The organism is Formosa agariphila KMM 3901, from assembly GCF_000723205.1.
Classification (GTDB): Bacteria; Bacteroidota; Bacteroidia; order Flavobacteriales; family Flavobacteriaceae; genus Formosa; species Formosa agariphila.
The window spans coordinates 805344-830833 of record NZ_HG315671.1; the positions used below are offsets into that span (position 1 = coordinate 805344).

Below are 25490 nucleotides of genomic sequence, written 5' to 3' on the forward strand. Positions count from 1 at the left end.
TTTTATTTGTTAACTTTTTATTGTTGATAAAAAGTTAAGTGCTTGATAGTTAATTTTTTAAGATTTATTGTTGAAAACTTTTAAATTTTTATTTTGCAATTTGTGTTGAATTCTTGTCTATATTTGTGGTCTGAAAATTATTTTAGTAATCACAAAAATCTCCAAGACAATGAATGTAGATTCTTTACCTATTCAACGAAAAACCTATACACAAGATGAAGCTTTCGAAGCGGCTTTAAAATACTTTAAAGGCGACGATTTAGCGGCAAGGGTTTGGTTAAACAAATACGCTCTTAAAGATTCCGATGGGAATATATACGAGTTAACGCCAAACGATATGCATCGTAGAATAGCGAAAGAGATTGCTAGAATAGAAGTTCGTTATCCAAATCCATTATCTGAAGAAGAAATTTTCGATTTAATTAAAGATTTCAAATATATCGTTCCTCAAGGAAGTCCAATGGCAGGAATTGGTAACCCGTTTCAAATTGCATCACTTTCAAATTGTTTTGTAATAGGAAATAGTGGTGATTCAGATTCTTATGGAGGAATCATGAAAATCGACCAAGAACAAGTACAATTAATGAAACGTCGTGGAGGTGTAGGTCACGATTTATCTCATATTCGTCCAAAAGGTTCTCCGGTAAAAAATTCAGCATTAACATCTACGGGTATTGTACCGTTTATGGAGCGTTACTCAAATTCTACTAGAGAAGTTGCTCAAGATGGACGTCGTGGTGCATTAATGTTGTCGGTATCTGTAAATCATCCAGATTCAGAAGATTTTATAGATGCTAAATTAGAGCAAGGTAAAGTAACAGGAGCAAATGTATCTGTACGTATAGATGATGAGTTTATGAAAGCTGTTAAATTAAACGGTGAATACACTCAGAAATATCCAATTTTCAGCGATAATCCAAAATTCACAAAAACAATTCAAGCAGATGGTATTTGGAAAAAAATTGTCCATAATGCATGGAAATCTGCAGAACCAGGAATATTATTTTGGGATACTATAATTAATGAATCTGTGCCAGATTGTTATTCTGATTTCGGATACAAAACCGTTTCAACTAACCCTTGTGGTGAGATTCCATTATGTCCTTATGATTCTTGTCGTTTACTAGCAATCAACTTATTTTCGTACGTAGATAAACCTTTTACAAAGGATGCGTCTTTTAATTTCGAAAAGTTTAGTAAACATATTGCCGTTGCGCAACGTATTATGGATGACATTATCGATTTAGAATTAGAAAAAATCGATGGTATTTTAGCTAAGATTGCTGCAGATCCAGAATTAGATGTTGTAAAAGCAACAGAAAAACAACTTTGGGAAAATATTAAACATAAAGCAGAAGAAGGGCGAAGAACTGGTATTGGTATCACTGCTGAAGGTGATATGTTAGCAGCGCTAGGTATTCGTTATGGAAGTAAGGAAGGAAATGCTTTTTCTGTTGAAGTTCATAAAAAATTAGCAATTGAAGCCTATAGAGCTTCTGTGTATACAGCAAAAGATCGTGGGGCATTTGGTGTCTACGATTCAGAATTAGAAAAAAATAATCCATTTATTCAACGCTTAAAAGAAGCCGATAGTAAATTGTATTACGACATGTTAGAGTACGGTCGTCGTAACATTGCTTTATTAACAATTGCGCCAACAGGAACAACAAGTTTAATGACGCAAACAAGTTCTGGAATCGAGCCTGTGTTTATGCCGGTTTACAAACGTAGACGTAAAGTAAATCCGAACGATAAAAATGTACGTGTAGATTTCGTAGATGAGGTTGGAGATTCGTGGGAAGAATATGTTGTATTCCACCACCGTTTTAAAGAATGGATGGAAGTAAACGGCTTAGATTTATCTAAAAACTATTCACAAGAAGAAATTGATGCATTAATTAAAAAATCGCCTTACTACAAAGCAACATCAAACGATGTCGATTGGTTAAGTAAAGTGTCTATGCAAGGTGCTGTTCAGAAATGGGTAGATCATTCAATTAGTGTAACTATTAATTTACCAAACGATGTTTCTGAAGATTTAGTAGGTCAGTTATATTTAAAAGCTTGGGAAGTTGGTTGTAAAGGTGTTACCGTATATCGTGATGGATCTCGTGCTGGAGTTTTAATTTCTAACGACGAGAAGAAAGAGGAAGAAAACATTGACATGTTAACTACTTTTCCTACAAAACGACCTCATACACTAGAAGCCGATGTAGTACGTTTTCAGAATAATAAAGAAAAATGGATTGCCTTTATTGGTTTAATAGACGATAAGCCTTACGAAGTTTTTACAGGTTTAACAGACGATGAAGATGGAATATTAATTCCGCGTTGGGTAAATGAAGGATTAATTATTAAAAATAAAAATGAAGACGGGACAACACGTTACGATTTTCAATATCAAAATAAAAGAGGGTACAAAACCACTATCGAAGGCTTGTCTCATAAATTCAACCCTGAGTTCTGGAATTACGCAAAATTAATTTCTAGTACATTACGTCATGGTATGCCAATCGATAAAATTGTAGACTTAATTAACAGTTTACAATTAGATAGCGAATCTATTAATACTTGGAAAAATGGTGTTGTAAGAGCGTTAAAACGTTTCGTAGCCGATGGTACACATGCTAAAGGACAAACGTGTAGTAACTGTGATTCTGAAAATTTAATTTATCAAGAAGGTTGTCTTACTTGTAAAGATTGTGGGTCTTCTAAATGTGGTTAAGATGTAATTTAACTAAACAATATTAGTATAAAAAGCGAGGTTTGTCCTCGCTTTTTTTATGGATAAAACTTAAACTTTATAGGTAATTCATGTCAATTCAAACTCTTATAATTTTAGGTAGATGCAGAAAAAGGAGTGTTTTAATTGGCGCTTTAAATCTCAATAAAAAAGAATTTTTAAATTTCAACATCAAATTATGTCTTTAATATTGATATGGAGTATTCATAAATTATCGTATTTTTGCACCACAATTTAATAAGGTAGATGTTAGACAAGTTACAAATAGTAAAACAACGTTTTGATGAGGTTAGTGATTTAATCATTCAGCCAGATATTATTACAGATCAAAAGCGTTATGTACAGTTAAATAAGGAATATAAAGACTTAAGAGGATTAATGGATAAGCGTGAGGAGTACATTGCCTTAACGGAAAACATTAAAGAATCTGAAGAAATTATTGCGGATGGGAGTGATGCAGAAATGGTTGATATGGCCAAAATGCAATATGATGAAGCTAAATCTCGCATACCTGAATTGGAAGAAGAAATAAAAGTAATGCTTATTCCTAAAGATCCAGAAGATACTAAGAATGCTGTAGTAGAATTACGTGCCGGAACTGGTGGTGATGAAGCGAGTATTTTTGCTGGAGATTTATTTAGAATGTATACTAAATACTGTGAAGGTAGAGGTTGGAAAGTAGATACAGTAGATTATAGTGAAGGAACAAACGGTGGATTTAAAGAAATTCAGTTTGAAGTTTCAGGTGAAGATGTATATGGTACTTTAAAGTTTGAAGCCGGTGTACACCGTGTTCAGCGTGTACCACAAACAGAAACTCAAGGGCGTGTACATACAAGTGCGGCTACAGTAATGGTATTCCCAGAAGCAGAAGAGTTTGATATTGAAATTAATCCGAAAGAAGTAAGAGTCGATTTTTTCTGTTCTTCAGGTCCAGGAGGTCAATCGGTAAACACAACATATTCGGCAGTGCGTTTAACACACATACCAACAGGATTAGTGGCGCAATGTCAAGATCAGAAGTCTCAACATAAAAATAAAGAAAAAGCATTTAAAGTATTACGTTCGCGTTTATACGAAATGGAATTGGCGAAAAAGAATGCTGCCGATGCCGAAAAACGTGGTACTATGGTTACTTCTGGAGATAGAAGTGCTAAAATTAGAACCTACAATTATTCGCAAGGTCGTGTAACCGATCATAGAATTGGATTAACACTTTACGATCTTGGAAATATTGTAAATGGAGATATTCAGAAAATAATAGATGAATTACAATTGGCTGAAAACACTGAAAAGTTAAAAGCTAACGACGATGTAATCTAAACTTTTAGCCTCTTCTTTTAGAGGCTTTTTTTATATTAAATTGCAATTTAAGCATTTCAAAATTTAAAGTATTTAAACGTGACTACACAAGAACTTATAGAGCAAATCCGATTAAAAAAATCATTTTTAACTATTGGATTAGATGTCGATTTAAATAAAATTCCAAAGCATTTATTAGAAACAGAAGATCCCATCTTCGAGTTTAATAAAGCGATTATAGATGCAACACATCATTTATGTGTGGCTTATAAACCGAACACTGCTTTTTACGAAGCTTATGGTTTAAAAGGGTGGAAAGCTTTAGAGAAAACGATAACCTATTTAAACGAAAATCACCCGGAAATATTTACTATTGCCGATGCAAAACGTGGCGATATTGGGAATACAAGCAGCATGTATGCTAAAGCTTTTCTTGAAGATCTAGCATTCGACAGTGTTACTGTTGCACCTTATATGGGGAAAGATTCTGTAGAACCATTTTTAGCGTTTAAAGATAAACATACCATTCTTTTAGCATTAACGTCTAATCAAGGTGCTTTCGATTTTCAAACGAAAACCATTGATGGGAAAGAAGTGTATAAACAAGTTTTAGAAACCTCTAAAACATGGGAGAACTCAGAAAACTTAATGTATGTTGTTGGTGCTACTAAAGCAGAATTCTTAACAGATATAAGAAAAATTATTCCAGAGAGTTTTTTATTAGTTCCTGGTGTAGGTGCTCAAGGTGGAAGTTTACAAGAGGTCTGTAAATACGGTATGACCGATACTATTGGCTTATTAATAAATTCATCTCGCGGCATTATTTATGCATCTAACGGAGCCGATTTTGCAGAAGCAGCTGCTAAAAGTGCAAAGTGCTTACAGCAAGATATGGAAGTAATTTTAAACGCAAACTAGTTAAACGTGCCTGTCTATAAAGATCAATTAAAACGCACAATTTCCTTAGATGCTGTGCCTAAACGGATTGTATCTTTAGTGCCAAGTCAGACAGAATTACTATGCGATTTAGGATTAGAACATTCAATTGTAGGGGTGACCAAATTTTGTGTGAATCCCACACATTTACTAGCTTCAAAAACAAGTGTTGGTGGTACAAAACAAGTCAACTACGATAAAATTAGAGCTTTAAATCCTGATATTATTCTATGTAATAAGGAGGAAAATGCGAAAGACATGATTACTGAATTGGAGCACATAGCGCCTGTTCATATATCAGATATTTATACGCTAAACGATAGCTTAGAATTAATTAATATGTATGCCGAACTTTTTAACACGTCAATACAAGCCAATAGTATAATACAAGGCATAAAAAAAAGTAAGGCCGAATTTGAAGATTTTATAGCCATAAAACCTTTAAAAACTGTTGCTTACTTTATATGGAAATCACCGTGGATGGTTGCTGCTAATCATACATTTATCAATCATTTATTAATAGAAAATAAATTAGATAACATATTTTCAACACGAGACCGTTATCCAGAGATTGATTTAGATACCATGAAAACTTCACCAGATTTGGTGTTTTTGTCGAGTGAGCCTTATCCGTTTAAAGAAAACCATATTAACGAAGTAAAAACGTATTTTCCAAATTCCAAAGTTGTTTTAGTAGATGGAGAAATGTTCTCTTGGTATGGGTCTCGATTACAAAAGGCGTACGTCTATTTTAAAACGCTCAGCGAAATGTACCGTTAGTTATTAGCTTTAACACGAATTAATTCTTGTTCTAACTTCGAAGCTTCAAAATATAAATAGTCACTTAAACTACCATCGGTTTGCATCACATTGTAGGCTTCTTCAACAAAAGATTTATAAAGATTTTGTAATTCTTCAACCTTTAATATCTTTTTTAAGTTTGGTTTTACTTGTCCTACTTTACTGAATTGATTTTTCATAATATTATAATTGTTTATAACATTAATGTAAAAACCGTGCCAAAGAATATGGTGTTTTAGTTAATAAAATGATAATATTCTATTGCATTGGTAATTGATTGGCATCACCACGATACAAATAATTAAGTCGATTAATTTTGTTTAGAAGTTTAATCGCTTGATATTCTGAAATATCACTGATTGCAGCATCTGTTTGGCGAAAATTGTACGCCCTCTCCATTAGTTGTTTATAACGTTTGTTGAGCTTTTTCTGGTTTTTTTTAAGGAGGATACTTCTGTTCATCTTATTGGTACTTAGTGTTTTAAATATACATTAAAAAAAATGAAACGCTTATACTCTAAATCATAAAATTTTATAAAAAAAAAGTATCACTAATTTCTTAGTGATACTTTTATGCTTTGCACACACAAGATATATTTAAATCTTTAATGCGTTTGGGGTTAATCTTGTAATTTAAATACAGATTGTAATAGTTCTGTAGATCGTGCTGCTGTAGAGCCTCTAATTTCTTTTTCTTCTACTGCTATCATTGTATAAACACCATCTAAGGCTTCGGTAGTTACATAATCTGTTAAATCAGGATTTACCTTAGATACAAATGGCATACTATTGTATTTAGAAATTAAACTGCTCCAAATTTTATCGGCGCCCACTTTACTAAACGATTCGTTTATTACAGGGTGAAATTTCTCGTAAAGCGAAGTTTGAGTTTTAGACGTAAGATAAGTTGTTGCCGCATCGTCATTACCTAATAGAATGCTTTTGGCATCGTTAAAAGTAATGTCTTTAACAGCATCAACAAAAATAGGTGTGGCTTCTTTTACAGCATCTTCTGCGGCGCGGTTTAAAACTTTAATGCCTTCATCGGCTAAATCTCCTAGCCCCATTTTACGCAAGCCCGCATCAACTTTCTGTAATTCGTCGGGTAACATAATTTTAACTAAGTCATTTTTATAGAATCCGTCGGTTTGGGTTAATTTATTTACTTGATCTTCAATACCTAAATTTAAAGCCTCTCTCAGTCCTGCGGCAATATCGGTATTAGATAGGTTTATTAACGAAGTGGATTCTGATGAGGAGGATTCTGAAGATGATGTTGCTTTTTTAAAGGAGTTGACTAAATCACCCAAAGATTGAGCGGAAGTGTTTAGTGCAGATAGCAGTAAACATGTGAAAATAATTCTTTTCAAAAGGTTTGTTTTTAAGATTTGAGGTGCAAAAATATGTGTATAATTTTATAAAAATGCATAAATTTATACCAATTCGATGTTAAAAAATGAGGACTTCTTACAGATATGCGTAATTTAAATGACTAAGTAAGTAGATTTAGTGCAAGTGTTGAAACTATTCAGTTTTATAAAATAGAAACGAAAATGATACAGTTAAAATTGGTTAGTTTTTCAAGTAAAGGATATAAAAAAGAGCTTATAGTCTCGTACGAACAAGTTATACTGCTAAGAACCTATTTAGTAAATATGATTAAGTGCGATGTACTGGTTATAAACACTAATATTGGTTTAGATGTATATTATAACAGTATAGAAAATAATAAAGCCCATATAGAAAATGCATTTATTATTCTTTTAGCCAAGGGCGGAAAAATAATCACCGATTATTATACATCAGATATAAATTCTATAGATGAAGTCCGTGCTAAAAGTCACCAGTATTTTAAACGCTTAATAAATCATCCGCTTTTATTTAAAAGCTATGCTAAGAGCATGTGTTATCAGATAAATTTAAATTATGCCGAAAATTCAAAATTAATTGAGTCACTATTCTCAATTTGGCAAGATGAATTATTACGATTAAACGACACCGATGTTCAAGTTTATATTCTAAGAACATTTTTGTCCAATTTACAACTCACCTATATACAACAATCCTGTAAACCTGAATTACAGGATTTATTAAGAGCAGCTTTAGATCAGAAACATTGTAATTAATAAAAAATAAGTGTCTTATTATTAAACACCATAACCTTTCGGTTGATATGATGTTTAATTGCTGTCGCTAAAACTATTTTTTCTAAATCACGTCCTTTTGCAATTAAATCTTCTATCGCATGGTTATGCGTAACTCGCGTTACGTCTTGCTCTATAATTGGACCTGCATCTAAATCTTCGGTAACATAATGACTCGTTGCACCAATAATTTTCACACCGCGTTTATATGCCGAATGATATGGTTTTGCGCCAACAAAAGCAGGTAAAAACGAATGGTGAATATTAATAATTTTATTTGGGTATTCGTTTATCAATTTAGGAGAGATTATCTGCATATAACGTGCAAGCACTATAAAATTAATCTGGTGCTTTTTTAATAACTCTAATTGTCTAGCTTCAGCTTCAGGTTTTGTGTCTTTAGTAACAGGAACGTGGTAAAACGGAATATCAAAACTATCGGCAATAGGTTTTAAATCTAGATGATTACTTAAAATAAAAGGAATTTCAGCATTTAATTCACCCGACTTATAACGCCCTAAAATATCGTATAAACAGTGGTCGTACTTAGATACAAATAGGGCCATTTTAGGTTGCACTTCAGACGTGTAAATGCGCCACTTCATTACAAACTGTTTAGCCAATCCGTTTTTAAACGTATCTTTTAAATCTTCTAAATCTAGGATGTTGTTATCGAACTCACATTCTAGACGCATAAAAAAGATATTTTGTTCACGGTCTACGTGTTGATCAATATATACGATGTTCCCTCCTTGCTGAGCGATAAAATTAGATACAGCTGCAATAATCCCAGATTGGTCGTTGCAGTGCATTAAAAGCGTGATCTTATTCATTAAATTTGGTTCTAAAAGTCTGTAAAAATACTCAGAATAAAATATCTACACACGAATTGAAAACATTTTAGATAAATTAACTTAAATCTTAGTTTTTTTTGAATATTCCGTAAATTGCCGCTCAATTAAATAGTTTTTATTGAAAATGAAACAAATAGAACCTTACAAGCCAACATATAAAGTACGAATAGTAACCGCAGCGTCCCTTTTTGATGGGCACGATGCATCTATAAACATCATGCGTCGCATCATCCAGTCTACTGGAGTAGAAGTTATTCATCTCGGGCACGACCGTAGTGTAGATGAAGTGGTGAATACAGCCATTCAAGAAGATGCGAATGCCATTTGCTTAACCTCATATCAAGGCGGACATAACGAATATTTTAAATACATGTTCGACCTTTTGAAGGAAAGAGGAGCGGGACATATTAAAATCTTCGGTGGCGGAGGTGGTGTAATTTTACCTTCAGAGATTAAAGAACTTATGGATTATGGTATTACCAGAATCTATTCGCCAGACGACGGACGGGAACTAGGTTTACAAGGGATGATTAACGATTTGGTTAAGCAGTCAGATTTTAAAAGTCCATCTTTAATCCTTCCTAAAGGGAAAGAAATATCAGAATCTTTAAAAGATAAAGATGTAACAACCATTGCGAGGTTAATTTCTTTTGCTGAAAATGCTCATGACTTGTTCGAAGCAAGCTTTTCTCCTTTGGAGAACACAGGAAAAGAGGTTCCTGTGCTGGGAATTACAGGAACAGGAGGTGCTGGTAAATCGTCTTTAGTCGATGAGTTGGTACGTCGTTTTCTTATAGATTTCCCAGAGAAAACCATCGGATTAATTTCTGTAGATCCTTCAAAACGAAAAACTGGAGGAGCACTTTTAGGCGATAGAATCCGAATGAATGCCATAAACAATTCTCGTGTGTATATGCGTAGTTTGGCTACACGTCAGTCTAACTTAGCACTGTCTAAACATGTAAATGAAGCGGTTGAAGTTTTAAAAGCCGCCGAATACGATTTAATCATTTTAGAAACCTCTGGGATTGGACAATCCGATACAGAAATTATAGAACACAGCGACTTGTCGTTATACGTGATGACTCCTGAATTTGGAGCGGCGACACAGTTAGAAAAAATCGATATGTTAGATTTTGCCGATTTAGTGGCGATTAATAAATTCGATAAACGTGGGGCTTTAGATGCCATTCGCGATGTAAAAAAACAATATATGCGTAACCATAATATGTGGCACGCAGATCCAGATACCATGCCGGTATTCGGAACAATAGCTTCCCAATTTAACGATCCAGGGATGAACACGCTGTACAAAGCTGTGATGGATGGATTGGTGGAAAAATTAGATGCCGATTTAAAAACTAGTATCTCGATTTCGAAAGAAATGAGTGAGAAGATTTATGTCATTCCGCCTTCAAGAACACGTTACCTATCTGAAATTGCTGAAAATAATCGGGGGTACGATAAAACAGCCGAAAATCAGGTTGTAGTGGCTCAGAAATTATACGGGATTTATAAAACAATCTGTTCTGTAGGAGATGTCACTTTGAGCGCAGTCGAAAAGTCTTTCATTGGAAAACTAGGGCTTGATCAAGATGAAATCCTGAAGGAAGTTCACGAAGATAAAACAGATTTCATTAAAATGCTTATTGCTGAATTCGATCGCGTAAAATTAAATTTAGATCCGTATAACTGGGAAATTATTACCGGTTGGGATGCTAAAGTCAATACATACAAAAATCCGATTTATGCCTTTAAAGTCAGAGATAAGGAAATAAAAATAGAGACACATACCGAGTCACTTTCACATTTACAAATCCCAAAAGTCGCTTTGCCAAAGTATCAAGCTTGGGGCGATATTTTACGTTGGTGTTTACAAGAAAATGTGCCTGGAGAATTCCCGTATACTTCAGGTCTGTATCCGTTTAAACGTACCGGTGAAGACCCTGCACGTATGTTTGCAGGAGAGGGCGGACCAGAACGTACCAACCGTCGTTTTCATTATGTAAGTGCTGGGTTACCTGCAAAACGCTTATCTACAGCATTCGATAGTGTGACGCTATATGGTAACGATCCCGATTTACGTCCAGATATTTATGGAAAAATTGGTAATGCCGGAGTCAGTATTTGTTGTTTAGACGATGCTAAAAAACTATATTCTGGTTTTAATTTAGCCGATGTCATGACGTCTGTAAGTATGACGATTAATGGTCCTGCGCCCATGTTACTTGGCTTTTTTATGAATGCGGCCATCGATCAGCAATGTGAGTTATATATTAAGGAGCATGATTTAGTTGAAGATATTGAAGCTAAAATAGATGCCATTTATAAAGCTAAAGGCGTAGAACGTCCAACATATAATGGAGCACTTCCTGAAGGAAATAACGGATTAGGTTTAATGCTTTTAGGAGTAACCGGAGACGAAGTATTATCTGCCGATGTGTATTTAGATATTAAAACCAAAACAATTGCTCAAGTTCGTGGTACGGTGCAAGCCGATATTTTAAAAGAAGACCAAGCGCAAAACACCTGTATCTTTTCTACAGAATTTGCATTGCGTTTAATGGGAGATGTACAAGAGTATTTTATCGATAATAATGTACGTAACTTTTATTCGGTGTCTATTTCTGGCTATCATATTGCCGAAGCAGGCGCCAACCCCATCACGCAATTGGCATTAACATTGTCTAACGGATTTACGTATGTCGAGTACTATTTAAGTCGTGGGATGGATATTAATAAATTCGGACCAAACTTATCGTTCTTTTTCTCTAATGGTATCGACCCAGAATATTCGGTAATCGGACGTGTAGCGCGTAAAATTTGGGCTAAAGCGATGAAATTAAAATACGGCGCCAACTCAAGAGCTCAAATGCTGAAATATCATATTCAGACCTCTGGACGTAGTTTACATGCTCAGGAAATCGATTTTAACGACATTCGTACCAGTCTTCAAGCATTGTATGCGATTTACGATAATTGTAATTCTTTACACACCAATGCTTACGATGAAGCGATTACCACACCAACCGAAGAATCGGTGCGTCGTGCTATGGCCATTCAGTTAATTATAAACAAAGAATTAGGATTAGCTAAAAATGAAAATCCAATTCAGGGGTCTTTCATTATTGAAGAGCTAACCGATTTAGTCGAAGAAGCTGTGCTGTTAGAATTCGACAGAATTACCGAACGTGGTGGCGTTTTAGGTGCTATGGAAACCATGTATCAGCGTAGTAAAATACAAGAAGAAAGTTTGTATTACGAAACCTTGAAACACAATGGCGATTTCCCTATTATTGGTGTAAATACCTTCTTAAGTTCTAAAGGATCGCCAACAGTGATTCCAAAAGAAGTGATTCGTGCGACGGAAGAAGAGAAACAATTTCAGATTAAAACATTAGAAAATCTTCATAAAGGAAATGATACTGCGGAATTGTTGAAGGACCTGCAGCATAAAGCTATTCATAACGAAAATATTTTTGAAGCCTTAATGGATGTGTGTAAAGTATGTTCTTTAGGAGAAATTACAGAAGCATTATTCGAAGTGGGCGGACAATACCGAAGAAACATGTAATAGTAAAGTATAATTAATCCTGTGAAAAACCTCAAATCTATCCGATTTGAGGTTTTTTGTGTTTTAAAAGGTTTAAAAACGCGATTTATTAAATAGAATCATGAGGCTTTAAGTGAATTCCATAGTCCACTATTAAAAAAGTATTTATACAACAGTTAATTGGATTATTATAAGCGTGTTAAAAAGTACAGAAATTCTATGGGGCATTACACTTTAAAAAGCGTGATTAATTTTCAATTAATATTAGCGTGTGTTTTCCGTTAATCCGGTAATGTTGTGTTAATGCAGGTAACATTTAGATAGCGATATATTAACCAAACTACCTTACTTAGGTAACAAGATTCCACGGTGCTAATAATAGATTTGTTCACAACTAAAAATCAACTTAAACTTTAAATTATGAACAAAATTATTAGAATTTTTCTTTTATCATTTGTACTAACAGCAACCAGCACATTAGTAGTAAGCTGTGATGTTGAAGATGGAAAAGATGGTGTTAATGGCGTAGATGGAGCAGACGGTGTAGACGGAGAAGATGGTGAAGACGGAGAAGATTTAACGCTTGAAGACTTAATTCCTTTAACCGAATCAAAAACGCCAAACTTATTAAAAGTAGAAAGTGCATTCTCATCAATTAACATTACAACTATTTTATCTTCTGAAGATAGATTAGAAAGCACTCCAGATTTCGTATACGGTTCTCTTGCAGATGGTGCTGGATTATTAGCAGAAAATGATGGTAGCTTTACATTAATAAACAATATTGAAGGCGATTATTCTATTGCACGCATAAAATTAAACTCCGATTTACAACCTATACATGGTGATTATATTGTGAATGCGTTCGCAACGGCATTTACTGCACAATGTTCAGGAACTTTAATTACTCAAGAAGAGCATGGTTTCGGACCATTATATCTTTCAGGAGGAGAATGGGGAGGTTCATCTAAAGGTGTATTTGCTACAAATCCTTACAAATCTGCCGATGATGCAGATACTGCAATTATGTTACCTAAGTTAGGACAATGGTCTACAGAAAATGCTGTGCCAATAGGTAAAGATGCGTATCCAAGTAAAACAGTTGTTTTTATTGGCGATGACCATTCAGACAATTCAGTACCTTCTGGTCAATTAGGAATGTATGTAGGAAGCCGTGGAAATTTCGATAATGGTAAATTATACGGATTAAAAGTAACAAGTGCAGGTATCGATTTTGAAGCGCAAATGGCTGAAGGAACAGAATACGAAGCAGAATTTGTTGAATTAGAAGAAACTCAAATCGATTTATTAGATGCTGAAGCTAAAGCTAAAGGTGTTATGGGATTCTCTAGATTAGAAGATATCGACTGGAGAAGAGGTTCTGCTGCTAACCAAAGAGAAATCTACTTTTGTGTAACAGGACGTTACAGTGCAGATTTAGTAGGTAAAGGAAGTTTACTAGGTCGTGTGTATAAAGTAGTCTTAAATGAAGAAGACCCAACAGGCCCTGCTAAAATCACTTGTGTTTTAGATGGAGATATTGTAGGTGGTAAAGCAGATGGTTTCCACTCGCCAGATAACATTTTAGTTACAGAAAACTATGCATACATTCAAGAAGACCCGAACGGTTATGCATCTTTAAATTCAGCAATTTCTGGTTTTGCAAAATTATATCAGTATAACCTGTCAACAGGAGAAATTAAAACTGTTTTAGAATGCGACCAAGACTATGCAGAATCTATAGGTTACGGTACAGCATCTTCAATGTGGGAAATTACAGGAATGATTGATGTTACAGATGTTGTAAATAATGGTGAAAACACTTTTATGGTAATGACTCAAAACCATGGTTGGAATGCTCCAGATGGAACATTTTTTACAGACCCAAAAGCAAATTCAGTTTTAGAAGGAGCGACTGCTACTAACGAAGGTTCTGTTTTATTCAAAATAACTGGATTAGAAAGATAAGATAAAAATAAATTCATGAATAACATATTATTTATGAAAGCTAAGACATATACTATAGGTATATGTCTTTTGCTTTTCATGCAAATGGGGTGTAAAAAACAGCCTGACACTGTAAATCAGCAGTTAACGACTAACGAGCACATTTTAAATTTTTTCACATCTGAAATCGAGCAAAGTGTTCTTGCTTTAGATTCTATTTCAACTTTAAATTCTACATCAGATAAAATTGAAGCTTATAAAAGTGCAAGACATCACTTTAAAGCTTTAGAGCCTATTTTGGCATTTGTAGACCAAAACAATTATAAGTCATTAAATGCACCAAATATCTTGCAAGTGCTAGAGGAAGATGCCACAGATATTAAAATTAGAACACCTTTCGGATTTCAAGTTATTGAAGAGTTACTTCATGAAGAACCTTTAGATACTTTGGCATTACACCAGGTGGTTAAAATGACTAGTAGTCGACTAAAATTAATCCAAGGAAATACGGCAATCGCACTAAAGGATTATCACATTATTTGGTTATTGAGAAACCAAGTAGTTCGGATTGCAACTACAGGAATTACAGGTTTCGATTCTCCTGTATTGGGGCAATCCTTAACAGAAAGTCAGTATACCTATAAGACATTATTGTATGTAGTAGACGTTTTTAAAGATGAATTTTCTTCGGAAGCTATTTATAACGACTTAAAGTCGTCTTTCGAAAACGCAATAGCTACTTTAAATCACGATTTTGAAAGTTTTGACCGCTTCAATTTTATTAAAAACCATACCGATAATCAACTAAAATTATTAGTACAAACTCAAGATGATTGGCAGGTGACATTTCCTTTCGAAATGGCTTTAACTAACAACGCGACATCTCTTTTTGGTGAGAACACATTAAATGTTTCATATTTTACAGATTATAAAAGTGATACTTTAAAGCTTAAAGAAAAGGCAGAATTTGGGAAGCAGTTATTCAACGACAAATTATTGTCTAAAAATAAGACGATGGCGTGTGCAAGTTGTCATGTTTCAGATTTAGCATTTACAGATGGAAGAAAAACTTTCGATAACAGACAAACACGAAACTCTCCAACCTTAACGTATGCCGCATACCAACAATCTTTTTTTATGGATGGGCGAGCAGGTAGTTTAGAAGGGCAAGTTGTGGGCGTTGCCGAAAATCATGACGAATTTAATTTACCTATGGATTCTTTAGTGAATCGCGTAATGCATAATTCAGAGTATAAAACCTCAATAACAACTTTATATAATAACGACAGAGTAGAATATAATATAAGACATGCCATAGCATCTTACGTCCGTACATTAAATAGTTTCGATTCTAAATTCGATAAAAATATTAATGGATTAGAGCATTCTCTAACGCAAGAAGAAAAAGACGGATTCAATTTATTTATGGGTAAAGCGGTTTGCGCAACTTGCCATTTTCCACCATTATTTAACGGCACGGTACCTCCAAACTACACCGATACTGAATTAGAGTTATTAGGAGTTCCTGAAAATAACGATACTATTAATGCTATTGTAAGTACAGACTTGGGGCGTTATAATTTTTATAAAACTAAGGAACGGGAACACTTTTTTAAAACACCCACTGTACGTAACATAGAAAAAACGGCGCCTTATATGCATAATGGCGTGTATAATACATTAGAAGAAGTGGTCGATTTTTATAATCGTGGAGGCGGAAAAGGGATTGGTATACAAGAAGAGTATCAAACCTTACCTTTTGATTCTTTAGATTTATCTGAATCGGAACAGGCGAGTTTAGTTGCTTTTATGAAAACACTAACCGATGCCGATTTTAATACTAGGAATGAATAGTATGCGATTTGTAATTCGTCTTAAGCGTATTTAAGTTATAATTCTGTAGGTATAGAGATATTCAAATGGTCAATTTTTGCTTAATTTGGTCTCATATTATATACCATGAATAAACTTAGTAATTCAGTATTATATTTAATGAGCTTTTCGGCTGGTTTAGTAGTTGCAAATTTGTACTACAACCAGCCGTTGCTACATCAAATAGCCGTAGATTTTGGTGTGACAGAATCTCAAGTCAGTCATGTGGCATTGAGCACACAGTTGGGGTATGCCTTTGGTTTATTTTTTATTGTGCCGTTAGGCGATAAATTATCGAACCATAAAATATTACAATTCGATTTTATACTTATGGTCATTTCATTATTAGTGGCCGCTACAGCAGGTTCCCTTTGGGTGCTTATTGTAAGTAGTTTTTTTATCGGTTTCACGTCTTCGTTGCCCCAGCTTTTTGTGCCTATGGCCGCACAGTTAAGCGACGATAAAGGCCGTGGCCGAGCTATTGGTATTGTAATGAGTGGTTTATTAATCGGGATTTTAGGAAGTCGTGTTATTAGTGGTTTTATAGGAGAACAATTTGGTTGGCGAACCATGTATTTTGGGGCGACCGCCTTAATGGTTTTACTCTTTGTTTTACTTCGGTTTAAGTTACCAAGACTAAATCCTGATTTTAAAGGAACTTATAAAGATTTGTTTCAGTCTATTGTATTCTATTTTAAAACCGAACCAGAATTACGCTTGGCATCGCTTCGAGGCGCGTTGTCTTTTGCGGGTTTAAGTGTGTTCTGGACAACTTTAGTTTTCTTAATGGAAGATGAATTTGGGTACGGAAGTACCATTACTGGATTATTCGGATTGTTAGGAATGGTAGGCGCATTGGGTGCAACCGTGGTAGGAAAACTGAATGATAAATTACCAAAGAACCGTATTATTCTATTTTCAACATTACTTTTAATTGTGTCTTGGGGTGTTTTTCTTGTGTCCGGACATTCAATTTTTGGCTTAATTGTGGGTGTGATTTTAGTCGATTTAGGTATGCAAGCGCTTCATATTACCAATCAGAATATAATATTTTCTAGAAATCCGGAAGGACGAAACCGTGTTAATACTATTTATATGGTGTCCTTTTTTATAGGTGGTGCTATCGGGACAACCTTAGGTGCCTTGGCTTGGGAACATTACAAATGGATAGGTGTTTCTGTTTTAGGATTGGTACTTTCTATTTTGATTTTAGTGGTTCATCTGCTTTACAAAAAACGAGTTTAAAACTAAAGATGTATGCTCTTAAAGAGATATACAGATTAGCATATAATAAAAATCCCGAACAACACTGCTCGGGATTTTTTTATGGTGTATAAAGTAAGTTGACTTGTTGTGCTCAGGTTTAGTTCATTTTAAATACTAAACCACCACCTAAACTAAATTGATAGATTGTAGAGTAGGTGCTTAATCCTGCAGAAGGCCCATAACCACTAAAATACAGTCCACCTCCAACAGTTTGTACTGCCGATAATAATTGCATTTGCATTTTTATACCTACTTTAGAGTTCATCCAGTAAACGCCTCCAAATTTTGCACCCCAAGCAAATTTAGTAGCTGTTTCGGTATTGCCATTATCAGGGTTCTCAATATTAGCAATTACCATACCTGCCATTAATCCTCCAAATCCTTGTAAAGGAGAATTTGTAGCTCCAAAATAACGATTACCTCCAATAAGAACATAATTAATAGCTAAATCGAAGTCTGCAAATCTTTCATTTACAAAAAAACCTTCGTCTAAATAGTAAGTAGGTGCTTTAGTGTCTTGGCGTAAGTATAATAATTCAACACCCATATATGGGCTCGTCTTAAATTCTAAACCAGCTCCCCATTGAAAACCATCTTCAATTTTTCCATCATAATAGCTTCCATAATCGTAGTATGAGTCAAATCTATCTTGGAATGTGTAAGATCCATATAGATTCACATTAAAATCTTGAGCTAATCCAATACTTGTAAAAAGAGTGAATAGCAATAAACTGATGTAAGTTTTTTTCATGTGTAGTGTTTTTATGGTTTGATTTTTTTTAAACAAATATAATTTTTATTGTGAGTTTGCTTTTTATAGAAATCAGTTTTTTTTAGTCCGTGTACGCTTCTTCAATTTTTCAATTTTATCTTTATAATATATAATAAGTTCGTCTATAAAATGTAGCGGGTTTTTATAAGTAGAAATTATAGCATAAAGCTCTGAGGCTTTTAAAACTTCTAACTCTTTTTCTAATTGTTTTAAGGTGAGTTGTAAAGCTTCTGTTTTACCTATGGTTGGAATATCTTTAGATTTTATATTCAGATTTATGTCTAAACTATCAGAAAATATTTGAGCATGAAGGGTTTGTAAGGCTTCTAAATTTTCATGCTTATATATATGTATCAGTTGTGTTGTAATTTCAGTAGCCGATTCCTGTTCATTAGGAGATAAACTAAATTTATCTGGATGTACATGTAACATGGCTTCCCTATATAATCGTTTTTTTAGCTGAAGTGTTTCTAAATCTGGAGTTGAATCCGAAGACAATTTTTGGTTCTGAGGTTGTAATCCTTTTGGCGCTTTATAATTCTTACCACGTTGCTTCTGGGCCAAACGATTGTCTTTCTTAGCTCGTTTTTGTTGCTTATATAAGGTGTTTAATTCTTGAGCTTCGATAATGTAATCTGTAAGATGTAATTGTAATACATCTTCGAAAGCTTGAATTTGATGATGTATAGTATCACGTTCTTGCGTTACAGCTTCAATAGAAATTTGAAGTTGTAATTGCTCGTCGTCTGGCGGTAAAATATTAGGAACTGTATTATTACTCATGAGACAAAAATAGGAGGATACATCAGAATAAAAAAGTAAAGTTGATATTGTATATTTATGAAAATCGCTTTCAAATTAGGCTAGAGTTAGTATAAGACCGTTCTTTGTAGCTTCAAATTAATCTGAAATTTATGTCTTTTAAAAAAATACTTCCTGTTCTTAAAGAAACGCTTGACCATTTAGAATTTGATGGTCCAACACCACTTCAGAAAAAAGTATTGTCTACTATAAAAAGTGGAGCAAATGTTTTCGGAATAGGAGCAGAAGGTAGTGGTAAATCTACGGCTATTGTGTTAAGTGTTATTCAAAAATTAAAAGGAGAAGCTGTTGGCGATGCGCCTCGAGCTATTGTTTTAGTGAAGGATAAAGCAGAAGCCTTGGCTTTAAAAGAGAAGTTTGAAGTGTTTTCTTCGGGAACAGATTTACGTGTGTATTGTATTTACGACGAACATAAAATAGAAGCGCAACGTGATGAAATTTATGTAGGAACAGACATTTTAATTGCGACTGTTAAGCGATTAAATAAATTGTATTTCTTAAATAGTATTCATTTAGCCGATGTACAATTAATTTGTATTGAAGATGCTCAGTTCTTAATCAGACAAAAAACGTACGATGAGGTTTGTCGTTTAGCAGAAAGTGTAGATAAATGCCAATATGTTGTTTTTGCAGATGCTTTCGATTCTCGATTAACACGATTTGAAGAAGCCTTCATGTTCGATGCCTATAAGTTTAAGGTGTAACTGTAATAGATTTATTACTAAATTGAATTCATTCTTATTCAGTTTGTATTAAATTGAATAGAGCGCTCAATTCTCAGTTTTTTTTATAACCTTGTCTTGTAAATAGAAATTGTAATGAAAAAAAATAGATTAGGAAATCGCTCCTTGGCCATTGCGGTAATTTGCATGGTGGGTTGTTTGGTTTTAAAATATTTTCATATCTATGAAGGCGATTGGTTAGACATTTTACTAGCTGGTTTCGAAGCTGCAGTTGTTGGTGGTGTTGCCGATTGGTTTGCTGTTCGTGCCTTGTTTCAGGAAATTCCTATTCCTATAGTTAAAAAGCACACCAATATTATTGTAAAAAGTCGAGAGAAGTTATCGGCTGGAATTGTCGATTTGGTGAATAACGAATGGTTGTCTAAGGATATGATTCGTGATAAAATCTCTACGGTATCTTTAGCAAAACCTATAGTCGATTATTTATTGGAAGACGATAATCAGGAAGCCATAAGAAAAACCTTAAAACCGGAATTAGAAGCTTTGGTTTTAAAATTAGATCAAGATGATGTTGTTCATACGCTAGAAGGCATTATAAGACCAGCTTTAAAAGGTAATAATTTAGCAGCACCTCTTGGTAATCTATTAAAGCAGACGGTTGAGAATAAAGATCATTACGGTATTCTTCAAGTATTTCTAGATGTATTAAAGGACAAAATAGCCTCAGATTCTACTTTAGAATTTTTAGTTACCGAAGTTCAAGTCTTAGTTAACAAACAAAAAGAAGGTTCTCAAATTAAAGGTTGGCTTGTTGGAGCAGGTCAATTATTCGGAGCAATAAAACCACAACGCATTGCCGAAGGTATTCAGGATCAATTAATTCAACTTATACACGATATTCAAGAAGACCCCGAACAACATAAAATTATTGTTGCTTTAGATGCGCAGCTTTACGATTATGGTGAACGTTTAACTTCTGGAGATGAAAAAGCACAAGCCGATGTGAATCAGTTTGGAGAACAATTTTTAGAACGATTACTGGATTCTGGCATTGTAAAACAAGGGTTAACACGCTTAAAAGTGATGGTTAAAGCGCATCTGTTCGAAGACGAAAACGAGTACACCGAGTTAATCCGTGATAAGGTAAACACCATGTTGCTATCTTTTCAGAATGATGATTCAAAGATTAAACAAACCGACTTGTGGTTAAAATCTACTTTACTTCAGCTTATCGATACCCATCATCATAAAATAGGGGAGCTGGTTGGCGAAAGCTTACAGAAATTATCGAATGTAGAATTGGTAAAACAAATAGAAAGTAAGGTTGGAGAAGATCTTCAGTATATACGTTTAAACGGTGCCATTGTTGGTGGTATCGTTGGAATGCTGATTATGATTGTTAAAATCTATGTATTGGGGATTTATTAAGTCTATTGGTTAAGTGTCACATTGCTAATGGTTTAATTTACTTGTATACACTGTCATTTGACTGATTTTGCAAGATTTTTTTGTAAGTAATAGATTGTTTGCATGTAGGAATAAAATAATTTTTTTAGTGGTAAAACTCTCTTTTTTTTGGTGTTAATCGGGTTTCGTTCTGGTTTTCTTCGGGAATGGGTCTGTTTTTTAAAAACACACTAAAATAAGGGGCGAAGAGGTACTGGAGAAGACTCGAACAAGACTCGAACAAAACCCCTAGCAAAACAAGGCTCGCATTTGGGGTGGTTTTACTCCATTTTCAACCATTTTTTGAGCCTTTTCAAGGGTTAAATACCATAAAAGATGCCCCAATTGGTCTTTATGCAGGTGTCAATACATTTTGTAGGAAAAATTTAAAGTCAAGTTGCAAGGTGTAAACACTAGGTGTTTTTAGTATGTATAAGGATAATCTTTTTTTTTATGCAAGAAATGACGTTAAAGATGTCTTAAAAATCATATTTTAGAGGTTTATAAACACCATACAAACATGGAGTTAACCGGAGGCTGAAACCTAAAATGGGTAACTTTTGTTTGTATCTGAGGAGTTGTAACAAATTCAAGAAAAAATTAAAATAATTGCTAATGAAATTCTCTCAAAGAATTGGGAAAACAAATATTAATGAAATTATTCAGGTTGAAACTATAAATAAAGATTTAAGAAACCGTTTGTGTACTGTATTTTCTTTGTTAATTATTTTGAACAAATAATTAACAAAGAAAATACAGTACACACTAAGTCTTCAAGTAATTATTATTTTTTTAAAACCTTATGGATTGAATTTTACAATCTTACTATTGATAATATTCCTTACTACAAACGTGATTTATTAACTAAAATCAAAAAACATTTTTTTGACTGTGAATGGTATGAGGTTTATGATTTTATAGAGTTTATTATTCAAAACCCAGACCCAGCTTATCCTGAACTATTAATAGATAGTTTCAATCATAGTCTAAAAAAAGAGTTATCAGGTTACAGAATAATTAGTAAAAACATAGTACGAATTACTAATGAAAATGAATTAACTGAAATCAATAAAATTATTGAAAGTGAGAAAAGTGAATTAAATACTGTTAAAATTCATATTCAAACAGCAATAAGTAAGTTATCAGATAAAAAAGAACCCGATTACAGAAATTCTATCAAAGAATCTATATCTGCTTTGGAAGCTTTATGTAAAATAATTTCAGGAAATAAAAAAGATAGTCTAAAAACTTCTTTAACTAAAATCAATGAAAAGATTAGTATTCATAATGGTCTGATGCAAGGGTTTCTAAAAATATATGGCTACACAAGTGATAGTGATGGTATTAGACACGCTATGCTAGAAAAGGATAACTTACAACAAGAAGACGCTATTTTGATGTTAGTTATGTGTAGTTCCTTCATTAATTATATCGTTACTAAATCAGAACAGAACGGTTTAATAGAATAAAACTTGTTACAACACCTGTAACCGTTGTACTAGCTCAAAATAAATAGTACACCTTTAACTAAAAACTATCTGTTAAGGCGGTTTTTGTTTTTATACAATCGCATTAACCCTTTTTTCTTAACTTTTGCAAGAGGCACACCGTATAAAAATAATGCGGTAGTTAGTGCTTAATCAAAGGTTAATGCAATTTTGTTACGTCTGATTTTCATGCGGAAAACCCTCGCATATAAAACCGCACAATTCTTATACATCAACGTAGGCAACTTATCAAAAAAAATAGTCATTTCAATTTTTCAGAAATTAAATCTATATTTATTAAAAATTAAAGTATATAAAGTTGGACCAATTAGATCAAATATTTAGACAAGACGTAGAGAATATTGCAAAGATTTCAATTATTCCAAATTTATTAGACGTTGTATGTCAAATAACGGGAATGGGATTTGCGGCTGTTGCTAGGGTAACTGAAGATAAATGGATTGCTTGTTCTGTTAAAGACGACATTGGCTTTGGGCTAAAACCAGGTGGTGAACTTGTCATTGAAACTACAATTTGCAATGAAATTCGACAAAGTGGTGACGCAGTAATTATTAATCATGTCAGTGAAGATGAGAATTTTAAATGTCATCATACTCCAGCACAATATGGTTTCCAAAGCTATATTTCGGTACCAATCTTAAGAAAAGATAATACCTTTTTTGGAACATTATGCGCTATAGATCCTCGCCCTAATAAGCTAAATACACCAGAAATAATTGGAATGTTTAATTTATTTGTAGATTTAATATCTTTTCACCTTGAAGTTGTTGAACAACTAGATTCAAGCAGAAATAGTTTGATAAAACAACTCGGTTTTAATGACGAACTTGAAAAGAAAATTAAGGAACGAACATTAGAATTACAATATAAAAACGAAGCCTTAGAAAAGTCAAATAAAGAATTACAGGAATTCAATCATATTTCAAGTCATGATCTTCAGGAACCATTACGAAAAATACAAACCTTTGTTTCCCGAATTCAAGAATCCGAAGCAAAGCTATTGTCAGAAACAGGTTTATACTATTTTGATAAAGTCAGACAATCTGCTGAGCGTATGCAATTATTAATAAATGATCTCTTATCGTATTCGCAATCAACGCGAAAATATAGAAAGTTTGAAATGGTTGATTTAAATGTTATTTTAAAAGAAGTAACTGAAGACCTTCGAGAAGAAATATTGGAAAAATCTGCAATTATAGTAGCAGATAAAATGTGCTCAACAAAGGCAATTCCATTCCAACTTCGACAGCTTTTTTATAATATAATAGGAAATTCTCTCAAATATTCAAGTAGCCAACGTGTCCCAAAAATTGAAGTGAATTCAGAAATCATTGATTCAAATAAAAATAAGAATTTACCAAATGGTAAATATTGTCATGTAAAATTTACTGATAACGGAATTGGTTTTAATCAAAAATATAGTGAGAAGATTTTTGAACTATTTCAAAGATTGCACACTAAGACTGATTTTAGCGGAACAGGTATAGGATTAGCAATAGTAAAAAAAATTGTTGAAAATCATAATGGAATTATTAATGTTAAAGGTAGCCCAAATACTGGCACAGAATTTAATATTTACATTCCAATATCATAACTAAGCTGTCTATAACACACGCTAAAAAAAAATTGCTCATTTTCAGGTAATTGAATGAATGTTTTTACGAAGGATAATTATCTAGACGAAAATGCGCAGTTCGCTTTCATCAGTAACTTCTTTTAGCGCGAGACCGTTACCCACAATTATGAAAAAAACTTTTTTGCTTATTACATTATTTTGCTTTGCTATCGTTAGTTCTCAGAATATTTATGATTATGAAAAAGAAATTAGCAATAAAGAACACTATGATTTTAAAGAAATTGACTTTGAAAATACAAATGAAAATTTAAAACTTTCTGGAACCTTAATAACACCAAAAACTGTTTTTGAAAAAATAGTAATTATCGTACCTGGAAGTGGACGAGACACAAGACACTCTCATTTTGTGTTAGCAGAAGAATTTTTAAAAAACAATATTGCTGTTTACAGATTTGACGAGCGTGGGATTGGAAAATCTGAAGGAGATTATTCTGAGTTAGCGAGAGATTTGTCAACGGATTTAAGCTACGCATTAAAGGAGTTAAAAAAACAATTTTTCAATAAAAAATTTGGGATAATAGGACACAGTCTTGGTGGAATTGCAACTCTTAATGTTATTAATAATGATTTAGATTTTGTCGTTTTAATTGAAACACCAATTATAAAAAATGGAGCTTTTCTAATTAACCAATTTGATAGGAATTATGAAAATAGTCTTCCAGAAGTAATGCGCAAGGGAAAAACTAAAACAGAACTTACGTCATTTTTGAAAGGATATGTAGACTTAATAAGTAAAAGCACACCTAATTCTAGTAAAAAGGAAATAAAGAAATATATCAGAGAAAAAGGATTTAATAAAAGATTTATAGTATTGTTACATGACACTTTTTTAGTAGAAATGGCTAGAACTAATTTCGAAGATACCGTTAAGGATCTATCTATAAAAACGTTATACCTTACAGGAACAAAGGATAAAATTATTAATCACAAGCAAGAAGTTGATTTAGTAAAATCTTTTAGAAATCCTAATATTGAAATAAGAGAATTTGATAGTCTGAATCATTATTTAACCAATAGAAATGGTAAAGTTGGCTCATCACTTTACGATATGGATAAAGAACCGCTCAATATGATTATTAATTGGATAATAGAAAAATAACTGTGGGTAACACCGGTAATCGTTGCACAAGCCCAAAATAAATAGTTCACCTTTAATTAAAAAACCGTCTGTAAAGGCGGTTTTTGTTTTTATACACTTAAATTTT

The 25490-nt window shown here is 33.4% G+C and carries 20 protein-coding genes; 14 read left to right on the plus strand and 6 right to left on the minus strand.

Features of this window, described 5'->3' with window-relative positions:
• Window positions 1–169: 169 nt before the first annotated feature.
• The 4 genes from BN863_RS03495 to BN863_RS03510 all read left to right on the plus strand — a co-directional run bounded on the left by BN863_RS03495 (window position 170) and on the right by BN863_RS03510 (window position 5761).
• Entirely contained in the window at window positions 170–2725 is a 2556-nt protein-coding gene (locus BN863_RS03495; protein WP_038527602.1) for an adenosylcobalamin-dependent ribonucleoside-diphosphate reductase, read from the plus strand.
• Window positions 2726–2989: 264 nt separating this feature from the next.
• A complete protein-coding gene (prfA, locus tag BN863_RS03500) occupies window positions 2990–4066 on the plus strand; it encodes a peptide chain release factor 1 (RefSeq protein WP_038527603.1) in 1077 nt (358 codons plus the stop codon).
• Between the two features lie 78 nt (window positions 4067–4144).
• On the plus strand, window positions 4145–4963 hold the full coding sequence (pyrF, locus tag BN863_RS03505; protein ID WP_038527605.1) for an orotidine-5'-phosphate decarboxylase: 819 nt from the start codon (window positions 4145–4147) through the stop codon (window positions 4961–4963).
• A gap of 6 nt (window positions 4964–4969) precedes the next feature.
• A complete protein-coding gene (locus BN863_RS03510; RefSeq protein ID WP_038527607.1) occupies window positions 4970–5761 on the plus strand; it encodes an ABC transporter substrate-binding protein in 792 nt (263 codons plus the stop codon).
• Here the strand turns inward: BN863_RS03510 and BN863_RS03515 are convergent.
• The 3 genes from BN863_RS03515 to BN863_RS03525 all read right to left on the minus strand — a co-directional run bounded on the left by BN863_RS03515 (window position 5758) and on the right by BN863_RS03525 (window position 7152).
• Window positions 5758–5961 (minus strand): Lacal_2735 family protein, encoded by a 204-nt coding sequence (locus BN863_RS03515; protein WP_038527609.1) that lies wholly within the window; start codon window positions 5959–5961, stop codon window positions 5758–5760. The two genes, BN863_RS03510 and BN863_RS03515, sit on opposite strands and share 4 nt — an antisense overlap.
• A 79-nt stretch (window positions 5962–6040) precedes the next feature.
• Window positions 6041–6244 (minus strand): Lacal_2735 family protein, encoded by a 204-nt coding sequence (locus BN863_RS03520; RefSeq protein WP_038527611.1) that lies wholly within the window; start codon window positions 6242–6244, stop codon window positions 6041–6043.
• 158 nt (window positions 6245–6402) lie between these two features.
• The gene (locus BN863_RS03525) at window positions 6403–7152 is read right to left on the minus strand and encodes a DUF4197 domain-containing protein (protein WP_084817455.1); all 750 of its coding nucleotides are present in this window, start codon (window positions 7150–7152) and stop codon (window positions 6403–6405) included.
• Between the two features lie 183 nt (window positions 7153–7335).
• On the opposite strand from BN863_RS03525, the gene BN863_RS03530 reads away from it, so the two are divergent.
• Window positions 7336–7908 (plus strand): hypothetical protein, encoded by a 573-nt coding sequence (locus tag BN863_RS03530; RefSeq protein ID WP_038527616.1) that lies wholly within the window; start codon window positions 7336–7338, stop codon window positions 7906–7908.
• Here the strand turns inward: BN863_RS03530 and purU are convergent.
• On the minus strand, window positions 7905–8759 hold the full coding sequence (gene purU / locus BN863_RS03535; RefSeq protein ID WP_038527618.1) for a formyltetrahydrofolate deformylase: 855 nt from the start codon (window positions 8757–8759) through the stop codon (window positions 7905–7907). The two genes, BN863_RS03530 and purU, sit on opposite strands and share 4 nt — an antisense overlap.
• A 145-nt stretch (window positions 8760–8904) precedes the next feature.
• On the opposite strand from purU, the gene BN863_RS03540 reads away from it, so the two are divergent.
• The 4 genes from BN863_RS03540 to BN863_RS03555 all read left to right on the plus strand — a co-directional run bounded on the left by BN863_RS03540 (window position 8905) and on the right by BN863_RS03555 (window position 17397).
• Window positions 8905–12354 carry a methylmalonyl-CoA mutase family protein gene (locus BN863_RS03540; RefSeq protein ID WP_038527621.1) on the plus strand — a complete coding sequence of 1150 codons (3450 nt, stop codon included), beginning with the start codon at window positions 8905–8907 and terminating at the stop codon, window positions 12352–12354.
• A 399-nt stretch (window positions 12355–12753) separates the two neighbouring features.
• Complete coding sequence (locus BN863_RS03545; RefSeq protein WP_038527623.1) at window positions 12754–14301, plus strand: PhoX family protein; 1548 nt, start codon at window positions 12754–12756, stop codon at window positions 14299–14301.
• Between the two features lie 15 nt (window positions 14302–14316).
• Window positions 14317–16134 (plus strand): cytochrome-c peroxidase, encoded by a 1818-nt coding sequence (locus BN863_RS03550; protein ID WP_038527625.1) that lies wholly within the window; start codon window positions 14317–14319, stop codon window positions 16132–16134.
• Window positions 16135–16239: 105 nt separating this feature from the next.
• Window positions 16240–17397: an MFS transporter gene (locus tag BN863_RS03555; RefSeq protein ID WP_038527627.1), complete on the plus strand. Its 1158-nt coding sequence runs from the start codon at window positions 16240–16242 to the stop codon at window positions 17395–17397.
• A 118-nt stretch (window positions 17398–17515) separates the two neighbouring features.
• On the opposite strand, the gene BN863_RS03560 is transcribed toward BN863_RS03555, so the two are convergent.
• Together BN863_RS03560 and BN863_RS03565 are read right to left on the minus strand one after the other, a co-directional pair.
• Entirely contained in the window at window positions 17516–18169 is a 654-nt protein-coding gene (locus BN863_RS03560; protein ID WP_038527629.1) for a hypothetical protein, read from the minus strand.
• Between the two features lie 72 nt (window positions 18170–18241).
• Window positions 18242–18973 (minus strand): hypothetical protein, encoded by a 732-nt coding sequence (locus BN863_RS03565; protein WP_038527631.1) that lies wholly within the window; start codon window positions 18971–18973, stop codon window positions 18242–18244.
• A gap of 131 nt (window positions 18974–19104) precedes the next feature.
• Here BN863_RS03565 and BN863_RS03570 point away from each other — a divergent pair, with 131 nt between their 5' ends.
• The 5 genes from BN863_RS03570 to BN863_RS03590 all read left to right on the plus strand — a co-directional run bounded on the left by BN863_RS03570 (window position 19105) and on the right by BN863_RS03590 (window position 25384).
• On the plus strand, window positions 19105–19716 hold the full coding sequence (locus tag BN863_RS03570) for a DEAD/DEAH box helicase (RefSeq protein WP_038527633.1): 612 nt from the start codon (window positions 19105–19107) through the stop codon (window positions 19714–19716).
• A gap of 114 nt (window positions 19717–19830) precedes the next feature.
• Window positions 19831–21123: a DUF445 domain-containing protein gene (locus BN863_RS03575; protein ID WP_038527634.1), complete on the plus strand. Its 1293-nt coding sequence runs from the start codon at window positions 19831–19833 to the stop codon at window positions 21121–21123.
• A gap of 719 nt (window positions 21124–21842) precedes the next feature.
• The gene (locus BN863_RS03580; RefSeq protein WP_051774467.1) at window positions 21843–22610 is read left to right on the plus strand and encodes an AbiJ-NTD4 domain-containing protein; all 768 of its coding nucleotides are present in this window, start codon (window positions 21843–21845) and stop codon (window positions 22608–22610) included.
• A 337-nt stretch (window positions 22611–22947) separates the two neighbouring features.
• Window positions 22948–24243, plus strand: a complete 1296-nt coding sequence (locus BN863_RS03585; protein WP_038527637.1) for an ATP-binding protein — start codon at window positions 22948–22950, stop codon at window positions 24241–24243.
• Window positions 24244–24391: 148 nt separating this feature from the next.
• On the plus strand, window positions 24392–25384 hold the full coding sequence (locus tag BN863_RS03590; protein ID WP_038527639.1) for an alpha/beta fold hydrolase: 993 nt from the start codon (window positions 24392–24394) through the stop codon (window positions 25382–25384).
• The last annotated feature ends 106 nt before the right edge of the window (window positions 25385–25490 follow it).